Origin of the sequence: Variovorax sp. YR634 (assembly GCF_900106655.1) — a bacterium.
Lineage (GTDB): Bacteria > Pseudomonadota > Gammaproteobacteria > Burkholderiales > Burkholderiaceae_C > Variovorax.
The window spans coordinates 1-13,557 of record NZ_FNOL01000033.1; the positions used below are offsets into that span (position 1 = coordinate 1).

The window sequence follows — 13,557 nt, forward strand, 5'->3', positions numbered from 1 at the left end:
AGCCGCAGCGAAAGTCCGAATGTACGGGTGCAATCGAACCTTCAAGTCATCATCAACTGACTGCCTGGCATATTGGGGGGCGTCCATGTACGGACATTCAAACTTGATCATGAGCTTACTTGCACCAGTACCACTCTCTTGGTGTCTTGCTGCCGGCCTTAGCCTTCCTGTAGTGGCTATTGCTCAAGATCAAATGAGCCAACCGGGCTACGAAAAATTCGATGCTGAACGAAGCATCATGAAGCAGCGCTTCTCCGGGGATTTGGAGTTGCGAGGCAAACCTTTGCCGGAGGCACTCGCCTTGTTGATGCAACAGCATTTTCTTTGCGGTATCGGCAGCGACGAGGTTCCGGGGTTTGAACCTGAGCGATGGGGTTCGCCCAGAAAGATGGTCTGTGTGCAACGCCCGTCATTTGATGAAGCGAATTGCAGAGAGCAAAAACTATCTTTAATAGGAAGCTGGCCCACGTCTACTCTGTCCCCAGAGCAGATCTACGACCAATTGGAGACATCGATAGTCAAAGGTTACAACGTGATATGCCCGTGGCCTCAAAGGGTCTCGCTGCAATCTTTGATGATCGAGCGACCTAAGGCCGAGGTGAAGTTCGCAGCGTCAATAGAGCGATTGATGCTTGCAGGAGGATCTGCACGCGAGGCCTACGGCCATTTCATGAAAGACCGCTTCAACTGTGGTTTACAAGTGGAGGAAGGAGCGGCAACGGCCGGCCAATCGCCACAACTGGTATGCGCCAGAACGCCGTCAAGGATCACTGGATGTTGGGAGGGGCGGGTAACGATGACTGTGCAGTGGCCTGACCCAACCAAAATTTCTTCCAACGTGTTCCATCAAATGGATACGGCGCGTGTCTCTATGGTCAAGACGGAGTGTGCCGTCCCCTACGATCTGGAAGATTCGAACAAGAGCCTCAAGGGCTAGTCACTGCTGCCCTGATCTGTCTGAATTAGCTCAACGGAAGATATCTTGAGAGGCCGCCATCGGGGAGGCGCGGTGACTGCAACGGGCCCAACACGGCCGTACGTTTTTCTCCGAAGCCGTCATTCAAGAACGTATAGATGCGGTTTAAGCCAAAACCATACTGCTGCGCCCACGGCCAGCCACAGGACCGCGACGAGGAGTGCGCCGGCCCTGCTGCTTGGCTTCGAGCCCTTCGTCTGCATCCACTCGTCTGCTTGGCTGCGACATTCCGCGAGGACTTCAGGCGGCAGCAGCCTGATGGTCAGCCAGATTAAGACGGGAAGTAGCAGAACGTCATCGACGTAGCCCAGCACGGGGATAAAGTCTGGAATCAGGTCAATGGGACTCAGCGCATAGGCAACCACAAAAACACCCAACGCCTTCGCGTACCAAGGCGTTCGAGGATTTTTGCCTGCAAACCAAAGCGTCACGCCGTCGCGTTTGATTCGCTTGGCCCAAGTCTTCAAGTTGTCGCTGATTCGCATGGGCGCAAGCATGCCAGGGTCACGTGGCCGAACTCTGCCCGCGGCTTCGAAGGACTGCTGATCGCCGATAGTACCCGTCCGCACACACCCTATCGAACAACAGCGACGAGCCTGAAGCGGGGGCGGAGCCTGATCTCAAACGACCGTTCTTGGTACTGGCGTCCACAATTGGCAAAGCCTCATCCAAAACCCGTCCAGCCGCGTACACGCACCCACGGCACACACTCCGAAGTGCCCCCAAACGAGGAAACCGCACATGCCGCAGGACATCGCATTCGCCATCCGCTGGGTCGAAAAGGGCCTGGTGCCTGACACCGTCGTCCGCCAGGGCATCCGCCGCCTGCTGAAAGACCGGCTCGCCGAACTGCACGCCGGCAACGCCCTGGCCGTGGCCGATCTGACGCAAGACTTCGTCGCCCGCATGGCCGCTGAAAACCTGGCGCCGCTGCCCGAAAAGGCCAACGAACAGCACTACGAAGTGCCCGCCGCCTTCTTCGCCGAGGTGCTGGGCAATCACCGCAAGTACAGCAGCTGCTACTGGCCCGAGGGCACCCGCACGCTGGAAGATGCCGAGTCCGCCGCGCTGGCCGCCACCTGCGAGCGCGCCGGCCTGGGTAACGGGCAAGACGTGCTGGAGCTGGGCTGTGGCTGGGGTTCGCTCACGCTGTGGATGGCCGAGCGCTATCCGGGCAGCCGGATCACGGCGCTGTCTAACTCGAATTCGCAGCGCGAGTACATCGAGACGCAGGCGGCGCAGCGGGGGCTGGGCAATGTGCGCGTGCTGACGCGCGACATCAACGTCTTCGACACGGACGAGCGCTTCGACCGCGTGGTGTCCGTCGAAATGTTCGAGCACCTGCGCAACTGGCCGCAGGCGTTTGCCAACGTGGCGCGCTGGCTCAAGCCCGGAGGGCGCTTCTTCATGCACGTGTTTGCCCATCGCGAGGCGCCGTACCCTTTCGAGGTGCGCGACCCGAGCGACTGGATGAGCAAGTACTTTTTCTCCGGCGGCATGATGCCCAGCGACGATCTGGCGCTGCACTGCCAGGACGACTTGCGGCTGCTGCGCCGCTGGCGTTGGGAAGGCAGCCACTACCAGCGCACGGCCGAGGCCTGGCTGCGCAACATGGACGAGCGTCGTGACGCGCTGCGTCCGTTGTTCCAGGCCACGTACGGCGCCGAGGCCAATGTGTGGTGGACGCGCTGGCGGCTGTTCTTCATGTCGGTGGCGGAGCTGTTCGGCTTCGACCATGGGCAGCGCTGGTGGGTGAGCCACTATCTTTTCGAGCGCAGGGCATGAGCGGCGTGGCAGAGGTAGCGCTGGCGGGCCTGGCATGGACCGCATCGCTGGCGCTGCTGACGTGGGTGGCGAGCCTCGTGCGGCACGACGCGAGCCTTGTCGATCGCATGTGGCCGGTCTTCATCGTTGGCGCGGGCCTCGTGTATTTCGCGCTGCTGCCGGTGCAGACGGTGCGCGGGTTGTGGATGGCCGTGCTCGGCGCGGCGTGGGCAGTGCGGCTGTGCCTGTACATCACCTGGCGCAACTGGGGCCATGGCGAGGACCGGCGCTATCAGGCGATTCGCGCACGCAACCAGCCGAACTTCGGCTTCAGGAGCCTGTATCTCGTGTTCGCCCTGCAGGCGGTGCTGGCGTGGATCGTCTCCGCGCCGTTTCTGCCGGGCATGTTGGCGGCACGACCGCTGGGCGTGCTCGATGTGTCGGGCGTGGCGCTGGCGCTGTTCGGCATCTTCTTCGAGGCCATCGGCGATGCGCAGATGGCGCGTTTCAGGGCCGACCCGAAGAATGCGGGCCAGGTAATGGACCGCGGCCTGTGGCGCTACACACGGCACCCTAACTACTTCGGTGAGGCCTGCGTCTGGTGGGGCATCTGGCTGATGGCCATGGGCGGGGCAGGGTGGAGCGGCGCGTGGAGCGTGGTGTCGCCGCTGCTCATGACGTGGTTGCTGCTCAAGGTCTCGGGCGTGCGCATGCTCGAGGCCGACATCGGCGAGCGTCGCCCCGCATACCGCGAGTACATCGCGCGCACCAATGCCTTTGTTCCGGGGCCGGTGCGGCGGTGGCACTATCCGGATCAGTGAAGCCCTCGTTCAAAAGTCTGCTGATGCGCATCGTCCTCTGGAGCACGGCAATCGTCGTGCTGGTCGTCCTCGTGGGCGTGGTGTACGAGCAGGTCGGCCGCTACCGCGCGGCGCGCGACTTTCCCGCACCGGGGAAGATGGTCGACATCGGCGGGCGAAAAATCCAGCTGGATTGCCGGGGCTCCGGCTCGCCCACTGTCGTGTTCGAGGCGGGGCTGAGCGTCGACGGCTCGTTGAGCTGGTCGGCCGTGCAGTCGAAGATCGCGGCACACACGCGTGCTTGCTCGTACAGCCGCGCGGGCTTGATGTGGAGTGACGCTTCGGATGCGCCCTATAGCGCCAGGCAGGTGGCGCAAGACCTTCACGAGGCCCTGACCCGTGCGGGCGAGCACGGCCCCTTCCTGCTGGTCGGCCAGTCGCTGGGCGGTCTTTATGCGACGAGCTTCACGAAGTACTTCGGCGCCGAGGTGGCGGGGCTGGTTCTTGTCGACCCATCGCATCCGGGCCAGGTCGCGCGTGTCGCGGCTTTCATGACGGAGACGCGGTCGTTGCGGTCTCGCATCGCCGTGTGGCTTGCGTGGTCCGGCCTGTTGCGCGCGGCGGCCCCCTCGCTGCTGCCGCAGGCACCGAACCAGACGGCGCGCGATTCACAGGCGGTTCACGCCTTTGCGCCGAAGTCGATGGTCACGCAACTGGTGGAGAGCGATGCGACCGATGCGTCGCTCGCCGAGGCCGGTGCCTTTCGCGATCTGGGCAACCGGCCGCTGGTGGTGCTCACCGCCATGGCACCGTACACCGAAGCGGAACTCCGGGGAATGAAGATCACGCCCGAGCAGGGCAAGCAGGTGCAGGCCATCTGGGAGAAGCTGCACGAGGACATGGCGACATGGTCCTCGCGAAGCACGCACCGGCTGTTGCCGAACGCCGGGCACGACATCCAGTTCGACGACCCGGCTGCGGTGATCGACGCGGTGATGTCAGTCGTCGAAACGGTCCGTGCGGACCGCGACAACGGATCGCACTGACGCCGCGCCTCACCAGCGGATCTTCACGCCCACGCTGCCGTTGACTCCGCTCTTCGTGCGCGTCGCGCCGCCCGAGTCCCACAGCTTGCCCAGTTCCGCATACACGCTCGTGCTTTGCGTCAGCTGCAGCGTGGCGCCTACCGCGAGCTCGGTGCTCGTGCCGCCTGTGCGTGTGGCAATGTCGGTGTACGCGGCCGGGCCGATGAAGCGGCTGACGTCGGTGCCGCTGCTGCTGCGGTAGACATTGGCCCGCACATAGGGCTGCAGCAGGCCGGCGGAAGTGGCGATCTCGCCCTTGACCCGCACGCCCGCGCGCGCCAGCCAGCCGTTGTGGCTGTCTTGTTGCACCAGGGCGCCCGTGATGCTGCCGTCGTCGAAGTTCACGCGCTGATGCACCAACTGCAACTGGGGCTCGATGGTCCAGCCCGGGGCGATGTTAAAGGCCTGGCCCACCTCGATGGAGGCCAGCAGGCTGCTGCCCTTGCCGGAGCTGCCGAAGCCCAGCGTGGGCGACACGGTGTAGCGGTGGCGCCCGGCCTGCAGCACGCCGTCGACGTACAGGCCGCTGTCGTTCTTCCAGGTGGCGTAGGCGCCCAGGTACTGGCTGCGCAGGTCGTTGGAGCCGGCTGCGTAGTTCACGATGCCGCGCGCGAAGCCGGTCACGCTCATGTCGCCGTCGAGCTGGCCGACGTAGACGCCGGCGCGCCAGTTGGCGTCGGCCCACAGGTCGGTGCCGGCCTGGAAGCCCGTGAGGCGCCCCTTGCTGGTGGGGCTGACGGTGCCGCTCTGGCTGATGGTGCGGTCGGTGCTGATGATGCGGGCCCAGGCCTGGCGGTAGCCCTGGTCTGGCGTGGCGGTGTTGGCGCCGGTCGGGCCGTCGTCGCCAACGCGTTGGTGCATGTTGCCGAGCATCGCCAGGTTGGACTGGCGGAACTGCTCGGGCAGCGCGGCGTAGAGCGGCACCTCGGTGCGGTAGGTGGGCACGGTCACGCCGCCGCTTCCGCCACCGCTGGCCGGTGGAACGACGGTGGCAGTGGAGCGCAAGTACCAGTTCTCGCCCGCGCCACTTGCGTCGGCGGCGTACAGCCGGTACTCGTAGGCGCCGGCATCGACGTGGCCGCCTGCCAGGGCGAAGGCGCTCTTCGTGGTCTGTGCGGTGGTCGTCGCCCCGTTCAGCGCGCTGACGACTTCAATGCCGCTGCCGCTGGTCAGCGCGCCCAGGCCTCCGAGGTTGGTGATCTGCACGTTGGTCGTGCCGCTGGCAATGGCGGTGCTGCCGCTGAGGATCAGCCGGTCGCTTGCGCTGCTGCTGTCGCCCAGCGCCGTGCCAAGGCGCAGCGTGCCGCCGCTGCCCACCCACGGGCCGGTCACCGTGAGGGTGGTTCCGGGCACGGTGCCCACCAGCGAGACGGTGCCGCCGTTGGCCATCGACGCGATGGTCTGGCTTCGGCCGGCCAGGTCGAGCGTGGCGCCCGATGCGACCGTGAAGGCGCTGGCGCTGCTGAGTGCGTTCGCCGCACCGGCGCGCAAGGTGCCGGCGGCGACGTTGGTGGCGCCGGTGTAGATGTTGGCGCCGGCCAGGGTCAGGGTGCCCGCGCCGCTCTTCACCAGGTCGCCGGCGCCCGAGATCGGGCCCGACCAGCCCATGTCGTGGCCGTTGGTGTTGATTGTGCCCGTGCCGCCCAGCAGCAGGGCATTGCTCATGCTCAGGCCGTCGGCGCCGGCAATCACGCTGGCGGTGGCGCCACTGTCGATGGCAACGGCGCCCGTCAGCGCCGCGCCGGCGTTCAGGGTCAGGCTGTTGCTGCCGCCGGTGAATTCCACGGCCGACGCACGGGTGAGGCCGTCGCCGGCCAGCCCGCCCGAGATGCTGCCGCTGTTGGCAATGGTGAGGTTGGCGCCCATCACGCCGACGCCGCCCACACCGTTGGCGCCGCTCGCGCCCCCGTTGCTGTTGGCGCCACCGGTGCTGCCGGCCCCGCCGGTGATGGAGCCGCTGTTGGTGATCGTTGCGCTGGCGCCCGTGGCCCACAGGCCGATGCCGCCGTCGCCGCCGGCCCCCGGCGCACCGGTGCCGCCCGCGCCGCCGCCACCGGCTCCGCCTGCACCCCCTGCGCCACCAGTGACCGTGCCGGTGTTGGTCACCGACACCGCGCTGCCTGCGAGCGTGATGCCGTTGCCGCCGGCCCCGCCGCCGCCGCCCGATGCGTTGCTGCGCGCCGGCAGCAGTTCTGCCCCGCCGGTGCCGCCCGCACCGCCAGCGATCGTGCCGCTGTTGGTGAAGGTGAGCCCCGCCGTCGTGGCATTCAGGAAGAACCCGCCGCCGCCACTGCCGCCGCCGCCGGCTTGCGAGAAGGCATTGCCGCCATTGCCGCCCGCGCCGCCCGTGGAACTGCCGGAAGCCGTGTAGTTGCCGGTCGGCCCGATGAGGATGGAGCCGAAGCCGCCTGCGCCGCCGCCGCCGGCGGCCCAATAACCGTTGCCGCCCACGCCCCCGGTGCCGCCGGTGTAGCTGTTGGAAGAGGAGGTAACGGCGCTGCCGATCGACGAGCCCTGGAATCCGCCGCCACCGCCGCCACCGTATCCGTTGCCGTTGGCGGCGTCGCCGGTCTGCGATTGGCCCGCGCCGCCGTTGTCGCCCTGCAGCACGCCGGGGCTGACGACGTTGCTGGTCGTGCCCGCCGCGCCGCCCGTGCCTGCGGTAGCGCCGGCAAAGGAGCCGATGTTGGCCGTGGAGCCCGCCGTAACGCCGGCATCGGTCGACGATCCGCCGGCTCCGCCGTTCGCGCCCACCGTGGTGTCGTTGAGCCCGCCGCTGCCACCGCTGCCGTTGCTGCCGCCCGCGCCGGCGTGCAGCGAAGGGTCGCCGACGGGCTGGCCGCCAGCGCCGCCGGCCGCCATCGCCGGCCCGGCGCCCAGGAGCAGCACCGCGACGGCGACGGCTCCCAGTTCGCCCAGTCTGGCTGACCGTGCGTGGCCGCGAGATGTTTCAGGAGCGGCTACCCAAGTGCCGAGCGTTGGATTCCAGAGGGTGCGAAAAATCTTGTTCATGGCTTCAATTTGTTCGTTTGTTGTTACCTGACAGGCAGGCTCCCGTGCGCAGGTGCGCTCTCTCTTGCGTCTGCGCGTTCCGTCGTTTTCCATTTACAAGTCAAAAATGTAAGTACGCGTACACGCTGGCGATATGCCTGAAAGCGGGTACCCCCTGAGGGAGTGATTGGCGAGGAACGGGAGCACCAGGCCCGTCCCGAGGCTGCGTACTGAGGCCTACGGCACTACAGGCGCAGCGCCGGCTGACGCAGGTCTACCCTGAACTGCGTCTGAAAGTAACCAATGATTCGCGGCGGATACAAAGGTCCGGCTCGCGAGGCGAGCTACGTGCCCGGCCTTTGGGAGATCGCCAGACGTGCGGCCAGGCCGGCCAGCACCGAGCCCATCGCATAGCGCTGCACGGCCAGCCAATGCGGGTTGTGCTCGAACCATCCGGCAATGCGGGAGGCAGACATCGCCATGGTCAGCAGCACGACAAAGCTGATCGCGATCTGCGTGGCGCCGAGGATCAGGCTCTGCGCGAACAAGGAGCCGTGCTCCGGCGAAATGAACTGCGGGAACAGCGAGAGATAGAAGAACGCGACCTTCGGATTCAGCAGGTTCGTCAGCAACCCCATGACGAAGAGCTTGCGGGGCGAGTCATGCGGCAGCTGCCGCCCCTGGAACGGCGAGCGCGCGCCGGGCCGAACAGCCTGCCAGGCCAAATACGCCAGGTACACAGCGCCCGCCCACTTCAGCAGCTCATACGCCAGCGGCACGGTCACGAACAACGCCGAGAGGCCCAGCGCGGCCGCCATCATGTGCGCGATGAACCCGGCGAGCACGCCGAGCAGCGAAACAAAACCGGCCTGTCGGCCCTGGCAGATCGACCGCGAGATCAGATACACCATGTTGGGCCCCGGCGTGATGGCCAGCAGAACCACCGCACCGGCAAAGATCGCCAGATCGGTCAGGGGGACCATGGCAGCCTCCGTGCGGAAGACGACGTGACGATGCGCAGCACCGCGGCGCTTGCTCCATCGCTCTGCACCACGACCGGTCCGTTGTGCTGCAGCAGCAGCGATTCGCCGCTGGCGACGAAGTGGTCGTCGAGATCGCCGGGTTCGGTGAGCCACACGCGGCCGCTCGTCACTTCGAGGCGTGCGCCGGCGCGGTGGCGCAGCGTGCGTGCCTCGCCGATGGGTAGCGTCATGAGAGACGGGGCGGATGCGCCGTGGCGTGTTCCGGGCGATGGGGTGTGAGTGAGTGTGTTCATGGACTCGACAGTAGAGATCGGGCGTCGAGCCGCACAGCCACAGGCATTCGCCATCTGGAGTGGTACAGACCGGGCGCAGCCGCATCTGTGCCAGTCGCGGCGGCCGTCATCTGTACCTGTCGGGCCACTTCGGCGCGGTACAGAATGCGGCCATGCCCGAGCACGACCAAGCCGAGGTGCTGTACCTGCAGATCGCCGAATCGATCGCCATGCCGATCCGCGCCGGCACGCTCGCGCGGGGCGAGCGCATTCCGTCGGTGCGCGAACTGGCGCGGCATCACAGCGTGTCGCTGGGCACGGTGGTGCAGGCCTACCGCATGCTGGAGGATTCGCGCCTGATCGTGGCGCGGCCGCGCTCGGGCTACTTCGTCGCGGCCCGCCCGCCGAGGCCACCCGAGCCAGAAACCTCGAACCCGCCTGCGGACTCGATGGCAGTGGACGTCAGTTCGCTCGCAGCGCGCGTGATGCAGCTCGCGCACGACCCGGGCTACGTCTCTTTCGGCGCCGCATGCCCGAGCGCCGACCTGTTTGCCGAAGAGCGCGTGCGCCGCGCAACCAGCCGCGCCATGCAGCGCCATCGCGCAACGCTCACCCAATACATCGTCGGCTCCGGCGATGAGAGCCTGCGCCGCGCGATTGCGCGCCATGCGCTGCGCATGGGCTGCCAGCTCGACGCGCGCGACATCGTCGTGACGAACAGCTGCCTCGAATCGATCACGCTCTGCCTGCGCGCGGTAACGCAGCCCGGCGACGTGGTCGCGCTCGAATCGCCAACGCTCTTCAGCTTTCTGGAGATCCTCGAAGACCTGCACCTGCGTGCGCTGGAAATTCCGACGCATCCGCGCACCGGGCTCTCGCTCGACGCGCTGCAGCTGGCCTTCGAAACGCAGCCGGTGAAAGCCGTGCTCGCCGTACCCACGCTCTCCAATCCGATGGGCGCGAGCATGCCGCCGGCCGACCGGCGCCGCCTCGCGCAGATGGTTGCCGAGCGTGGCATCCCGCTGATCGAGGACGTCACCTACAACGACCTTGCCGAGCAGGACGAGCAGCGCCGTGCCGTGCGCTCCTTCGACACCACGGGGCACGTGATGCTGTGCTCCTCGTTCTCCAAGACGGTCGCACCCGGGCTGCGATTAGGCTGGGTCGATGCCGGGCGCTGGGGTACGAAGGTCGCGCGCATGAAGCAGGTGACCAGCGGCAGCCAGTCAGCGATGCTGCAGCGCGCAATGGCCGACCTGCTGATGCAGCCGGGCATCGAGGCCAACTATCGCCAGATGCGCTCGACCATCGCGGCGCGCGTCGATGAAGTGCGCGGGCTCATCGCACAGCACTTTCCGAAGGGCACGCGCGTCACCGATCCTCCGGGCGGGTTCATCCTGTGGGTCGAACTGCCGCATGGCACCGATTCGCTCGCGCTGTTCCAGGCCTGTCTTGCCGAGGGCATCGTCATTGCTCCAGGCACGATGTTCAGCGCCACGAACCACTTTCGCCACTGCATCCGGCTGGGGCTCGCCGGCCGCTGGGACGACGCCCATCGCCATGCACTGCGGCGTGTGGGCGCGTTGGCGGAGGTCATGTCAACGCCGCGCTGAACGGCTGGTGCGTTTCTTCTGGCCGTGCCCGAGGCTTTGGAGGTACGCGCAGAACATGTCGGCCATGGCGTCTGCGTAGGCTTCGATCTCCGCGTCGGTTCGCGGGCTTTCCGAGAACTGCTTTCCCACCGCGCTGAACGTCGTCGTGATCAGGTCGCCGGCCAACGCGCGCGTGGCTTCGGAGGCATCGGGCAGGGCCTCTTGCATGAAGGCCTGCACGGTGCGGTCTCCGGCGGCCCTGGCCTCATGCGCCTCGGGTGCGTCCCGGTAGAGCGGGGCGGCGTCGCTCAGCGCCACGCGCATTCCGGCTTCTTCGCACTCCGAGCGGATGAAGGCGTGCACCAGCATGCGCAGCCGCTCCAGCGGCGGCCTTTGTGCGTCTTCGAGGATGCCGCACAGCATCTCCGTCGTCTGCCGCCATTCGTCGCTCTGGAGGCGAAAGAGGATCGACGCCTTGTTCGGAAAGTACTGATACACCGACCCGACACTGACGCCGGCCCTCTCGGCCACTCGCGTAGTGGTGAAGCGGTTTGCGCCTTCCTTCGCCAAAACCTGAAGGGCGGCTTCGAGGATCGTGGCGACGAGCCCGGTCGAGCGGGCCTGCTTGGGCTGTCTTCTAGAGGAGATCGGTGCGTTTCGGCGTTCGGTCATCGGTGGGGCTCGCAACGCGAATAGGAAATGTGAATGTTCCTTCATATTATGAGTGCTCGTTCACTCCAACACGAAGACCCCTGTGACAACCCTGACCACCACACCGCTCGAGCCCTTGCTGGAGCGCCTGTTCGAAGAGGCCGCCGCCGCGTCGCCTGCAATGAGCTCCGCAGTTGCCGATCTCTCCAGCGAAGAGCGCACGCGCCTGATGCGCAGCAAGACCGACTACCTCGACTTCTACGCAAAGCTGAAGGACGTTCCGCTCCCCGTCTCGCGCGAGACGGGCGCGCTGCTCTACATGCTGGCGCGCAACAGTGGCGCGCGAACTGTCGTCGAGTTCGGAACCTCGTTCGGCATCTCGACCCTGCACCTCGCCGCGGCCCTTCGGGACAACGGCGGCGGCCGCCTCATCACCACCGAGTTCGAGCCGTCCAAGGTGGCGAGGGCTCGCCAGAACCTGGCGGCCGGCGGCCTCGACGACCTGGTCGAAATCCGTGAGGGAGACGCGCTGCAGACGCTTGCCGCCAACCTCCCGGATTCGATCGACCTGCTGCTGCTCGACGGTGCCAAGGCCCTCTATCCCGAGATCCTGGAGCTGGTCGAAAGCCGCCTCAGGCCGGGCGCTTTCATCGTCGCCGACAACGCCGACTACAGCCCCGAGTACCTGGCGCACGTGCGTTCGCCTGAAGCGGGCTACATGTCCACGCCGTTCGGCGGAGATGTCGAGCTGTCGATGCGGCTCGGCTGACAACAACACCAGCGCGGACACAGCGTCCGCGGTGCCAGTCGCACTGGCCGTAAGCGTCTGACGTCAAGCAACGCACTCAACGATCCTCGTCGGTCGGAGTGCGTTCGTTTGCGCGCTCCGATCGATAGGGAGCAGCCTGGACAACACCATGACTTCTCAATCGACACAGTCGACAACATCTTCGACACGTCACCCGGCGCAGGGCCGCCTGCTGCTGCTGACGGCCATCCTCTTCATTTCCTATCTTTGCGTCGGCATGTCCCTGCCCATCGTGCCGATCTTCGTGACCGGGCGGCTGGGGCTCGGCAATGTGTGGGCCGGGCTCGGCGTCGGCATCGCCTTTCTTGCCACCGTCGTCAGCCGGGCGCATGCCGGCAGCCTTTCGGACCGTCGCGGGGCCAAGGTCGCGGTGGCGCGCGGGCTGGCTTTCTATGTGGGCGGGGCGGTGGTCTCGCTGATTGCGGGGCTGTCGTTCCTGGCGCCGTGGACGGCCTTTCTTGTCCTCATCGCCGGCCGGCTGCTCATCGGGCTTGGCGAGAGCCTTGTTGCGGTCGGCGTGATCGGCTGGGGCATCGGCCTCGTCGGCCCCGCCCGTTCGGGGCAGGTGCTGGCATTGGTTGGCGCCGCCATCTACGGCGCTCTGGCAGTTGGCGGGCCCATCGGCCTGGCATTGCTCGACCGGTTCGGATTTGCCGGCGCGATGGGCGTCAGTGCGATCCTGCCCTGCCTCGGGCTGCTGACCGTCTGGCGCATCGCAGGCGTTGCCGCGCACCCTGGCACAGAGCGCCCGCCGTTCTGGCGCGTGATCGGCAGGATCTGGCCGCATGGTTCCATCGTCTGCCTCCAGGGCATCGGCTTCGCCGCGATCGGGGCGTTCTTCACGCTCCATTTTCTGGATCAGCACTGGCGCTATGCTGGGCTGGGCCTGACAGCCTTCGGCAGCGGATTCGTTCTGGTCCGCGTGCTCTTCGGCCATCTGCCGGACCGCGTGGGCGGCCTGCCCGTGGCGATCGGATCGCTCGCCGTCGAGACGCTCGGTCAGGTCCTGATCTGGAGTGCGACCGATCCGGTGCTTGCCCTTGTCGGCGCGTTTCTCACAGGGCTCGGCTGCTCGATGATCTTTCCGGCCATGGGGCGCGAAGTCGTGCGCCTTGTGGAGCCGCATCTGCGCGGCACAGCGCTGGGCGGGTTCTCGGCATTCCAGGACATCGCCTACGGCCTGACGGGTCCCGTGGCCGGGCTTCTGGCCGACCGGGCGGGTTACAGCGGCGTCTTCCTCATCGGCGCAGGTGCTGCGGCGGCGGGTCTTGTGATTGCGATCAGTCTCCGCCGGGTGCAGACAACTGCTCCAGGTTGATTTCGCAGGCCGCCTTCAAAGCGGCCGCGACCTTCTCCGGCTCCAGGCGCAATTCCGCGATGTCGCGCTCCCCGACGCAAAGGCCGTCGAGCCGCACGTAGATGCGTGAGAAGTCTCCACCGAGCGCCCGCGCCACGTCGCTCAGGCAGTCGGCAAGCGTGGCGAAGCCGCCGTCGCGGTACGAACTGGGCGGTATCACGCCCTTGGACCGCGGCGCGCGAACGGAATACGCGTACGCCGCCGCTTCCTTCCGGAGCTCCACCACGGGCTGCAGGCAGCGTTGAACTTCCCCGGTCTTTTTCATGAACTCAGTTTAG

The 13,557-nt window shown here is 66.6% G+C and carries 13 protein-coding genes; 7 read left to right on the top strand and 6 right to left on the bottom strand.

Annotated features, from left to right (window positions below; translation table 11 throughout):
* The coding region (locus BLV60_RS34195; RefSeq protein WP_218132260.1) for a hypothetical protein at window positions 1–937 on the top strand (937 nt) is incomplete at its 5' end.
* 119 nt (window positions 938–1,056) lie between these two features.
* On the opposite strand, the gene BLV60_RS31780 is transcribed toward BLV60_RS34195, so the two are convergent.
* Window positions 1,057–1,461 carry a YkvA family protein gene (locus BLV60_RS31780; RefSeq protein ID WP_093059534.1) on the bottom strand — a complete coding sequence of 135 codons (405 nt, stop codon included), beginning with the start codon at window positions 1,459–1,461 and terminating at the stop codon, window positions 1,057–1,059.
* 256 nt (window positions 1,462–1,717) lie between these two features.
* Between BLV60_RS31780 and BLV60_RS31785 the strand changes: the two genes are divergently transcribed.
* Genes BLV60_RS31785 through BLV60_RS31795 form a run of 3 tightly spaced genes read left to right on the top strand, consistent with a single transcriptional unit; the run spans window position 1,718 to window position 4,586 of the window.
* Window positions 1,718–2,761 (top strand): SAM-dependent methyltransferase, encoded by a 1,044-nt coding sequence (locus BLV60_RS31785; protein ID WP_093059444.1) that lies wholly within the window; start codon window positions 1,718–1,720, stop codon window positions 2,759–2,761.
* The gene (locus BLV60_RS31790; protein ID WP_093059446.1) at window positions 2,758–3,561 is read left to right on the top strand and encodes a DUF1295 domain-containing protein; all 804 of its coding nucleotides are present in this window, start codon (window positions 2,758–2,760) and stop codon (window positions 3,559–3,561) included. The genes BLV60_RS31785 and BLV60_RS31790 overlap by 4 nt, the downstream gene beginning before the upstream one ends.
* A 23-nt stretch (window positions 3,562–3,584) precedes the next feature.
* A complete protein-coding gene (locus BLV60_RS31795) occupies window positions 3,585–4,586 on the top strand; it encodes an alpha/beta hydrolase (protein WP_093059536.1) in 1,002 nt (333 codons plus the stop codon).
* A gap of 9 nt (window positions 4,587–4,595) precedes the next feature.
* Here the strand turns inward: BLV60_RS31795 and BLV60_RS31800 are convergent, their stop codons facing one another.
* From BLV60_RS31800 to BLV60_RS31810, 3 genes are all read right to left on the bottom strand, one after another.
* Window positions 4,596–7,637 carry an autotransporter outer membrane beta-barrel domain-containing protein gene (locus tag BLV60_RS31800; RefSeq protein WP_093059448.1) on the bottom strand — a complete coding sequence of 1,014 codons (3,042 nt, stop codon included), beginning with the start codon at window positions 7,635–7,637 and terminating at the stop codon, window positions 4,596–4,598.
* Window positions 7,638–7,960: 323 nt separating this feature from the next.
* Window positions 7,961–8,599: a LysE family translocator gene (locus BLV60_RS31805; protein WP_093059450.1), complete on the bottom strand. Its 639-nt coding sequence runs from the start codon at window positions 8,597–8,599 to the stop codon at window positions 7,961–7,963.
* Window positions 8,587–8,892 (bottom strand): DUF2917 domain-containing protein, encoded by a 306-nt coding sequence (locus tag BLV60_RS31810; RefSeq protein WP_176929026.1) that lies wholly within the window; start codon window positions 8,890–8,892, stop codon window positions 8,587–8,589. The genes BLV60_RS31805 and BLV60_RS31810 overlap by 13 nt, the downstream gene beginning before the upstream one ends.
* A 152-nt stretch (window positions 8,893–9,044) precedes the next feature.
* Here BLV60_RS31810 and BLV60_RS31815 point away from each other — a divergent pair, with 152 nt between their 5' ends.
* Window positions 9,045–10,484: an aminotransferase-like domain-containing protein gene (locus tag BLV60_RS31815; RefSeq protein WP_093059538.1), complete on the top strand. Its 1,440-nt coding sequence runs from the start codon at window positions 9,045–9,047 to the stop codon at window positions 10,482–10,484.
* On the opposite strand, the gene BLV60_RS31820 is transcribed toward BLV60_RS31815, so the two are convergent.
* Window positions 10,470–11,135 (bottom strand): TetR/AcrR family transcriptional regulator, encoded by a 666-nt coding sequence (locus tag BLV60_RS31820; RefSeq protein ID WP_093059454.1) that lies wholly within the window; start codon window positions 11,133–11,135, stop codon window positions 10,470–10,472. The two genes, BLV60_RS31815 and BLV60_RS31820, sit on opposite strands and share 15 nt — an antisense overlap.
* Before the next feature lie 82 nt (window positions 11,136–11,217).
* Between BLV60_RS31820 and BLV60_RS31825 the strand changes: the two genes are divergently transcribed.
* The gene (locus tag BLV60_RS31825; protein WP_093059456.1) at window positions 11,218–11,883 is read left to right on the top strand and encodes an O-methyltransferase; all 666 of its coding nucleotides are present in this window, start codon (window positions 11,218–11,220) and stop codon (window positions 11,881–11,883) included.
* A 148-nt stretch (window positions 11,884–12,031) separates the two neighbouring features.
* Complete coding sequence (locus tag BLV60_RS31830; protein ID WP_093059458.1) at window positions 12,032–13,240, top strand: MFS transporter; 1,209 nt, start codon at window positions 12,032–12,034, stop codon at window positions 13,238–13,240.
* Here the strand turns inward: BLV60_RS31830 and BLV60_RS31835 are convergent.
* Window positions 13,203–13,544 (bottom strand): hypothetical protein, encoded by a 342-nt coding sequence (locus BLV60_RS31835; protein WP_093059460.1) that lies wholly within the window; start codon window positions 13,542–13,544, stop codon window positions 13,203–13,205. The two genes, BLV60_RS31830 and BLV60_RS31835, sit on opposite strands and share 38 nt — an antisense overlap.
* Window positions 13,545–13,557 lie beyond the last annotated feature (13 nt).

Bases quoted from the DNA above. Each gene is read 5' to 3' on its own strand.
- BLV60_RS31800 (WP_093059448.1), bottom strand. From the start codon at position 7,637: ATGAACAAGATTTTTCGCACCCTCTGGAATCCAACGCTCGGCACTTGG.
- BLV60_RS31795 (WP_093059536.1), top strand. From the start codon at position 3,585: ATGCGCATCGTCCTCTGGAGCACGGCAATCGTCGTGCTGGTCGTCCTC.
- BLV60_RS31830 (WP_093059458.1), top strand. From the start codon at position 12,032: ATGACTTCTCAATCGACACAGTCGACAACATCTTCGACACGTCACCCG.
- BLV60_RS31835 (WP_093059460.1), bottom strand. From the start codon at position 13,544: ATGAAAAAGACCGGGGAAGTTCAACGCTGCCTGCAGCCCGTGGTGGAG.
- BLV60_RS31780 (WP_093059534.1), bottom strand. From the start codon at position 1,461: ATGCGAATCAGCGACAACTTGAAGACTTGGGCCAAGCGAATCAAACGC.
- BLV60_RS31785 (WP_093059444.1), top strand. From the start codon at position 1,718: ATGCCGCAGGACATCGCATTCGCCATCCGCTGGGTCGAAAAGGGCCTG.
- BLV60_RS31820 (WP_093059454.1), bottom strand. From the start codon at position 11,135: ATGACCGAACGCCGAAACGCACCGATCTCCTCTAGAAGACAGCCCAAG.
- BLV60_RS31815 (WP_093059538.1), top strand. From the start codon at position 9,045: ATGCCCGAGCACGACCAAGCCGAGGTGCTGTACCTGCAGATCGCCGAA.
- BLV60_RS31805 (WP_093059450.1), bottom strand. From the start codon at position 8,599: ATGGTCCCCCTGACCGATCTGGCGATCTTTGCCGGTGCGGTGGTTCTG.
- BLV60_RS31810 (WP_176929026.1), bottom strand. From the start codon at position 8,892: ATGAACACACTCACTCACACCCCATCGCCCGGAACACGCCACGGCGCA.
- BLV60_RS31790 (WP_093059446.1), top strand. From the start codon at position 2,758: ATGAGCGGCGTGGCAGAGGTAGCGCTGGCGGGCCTGGCATGGACCGCA.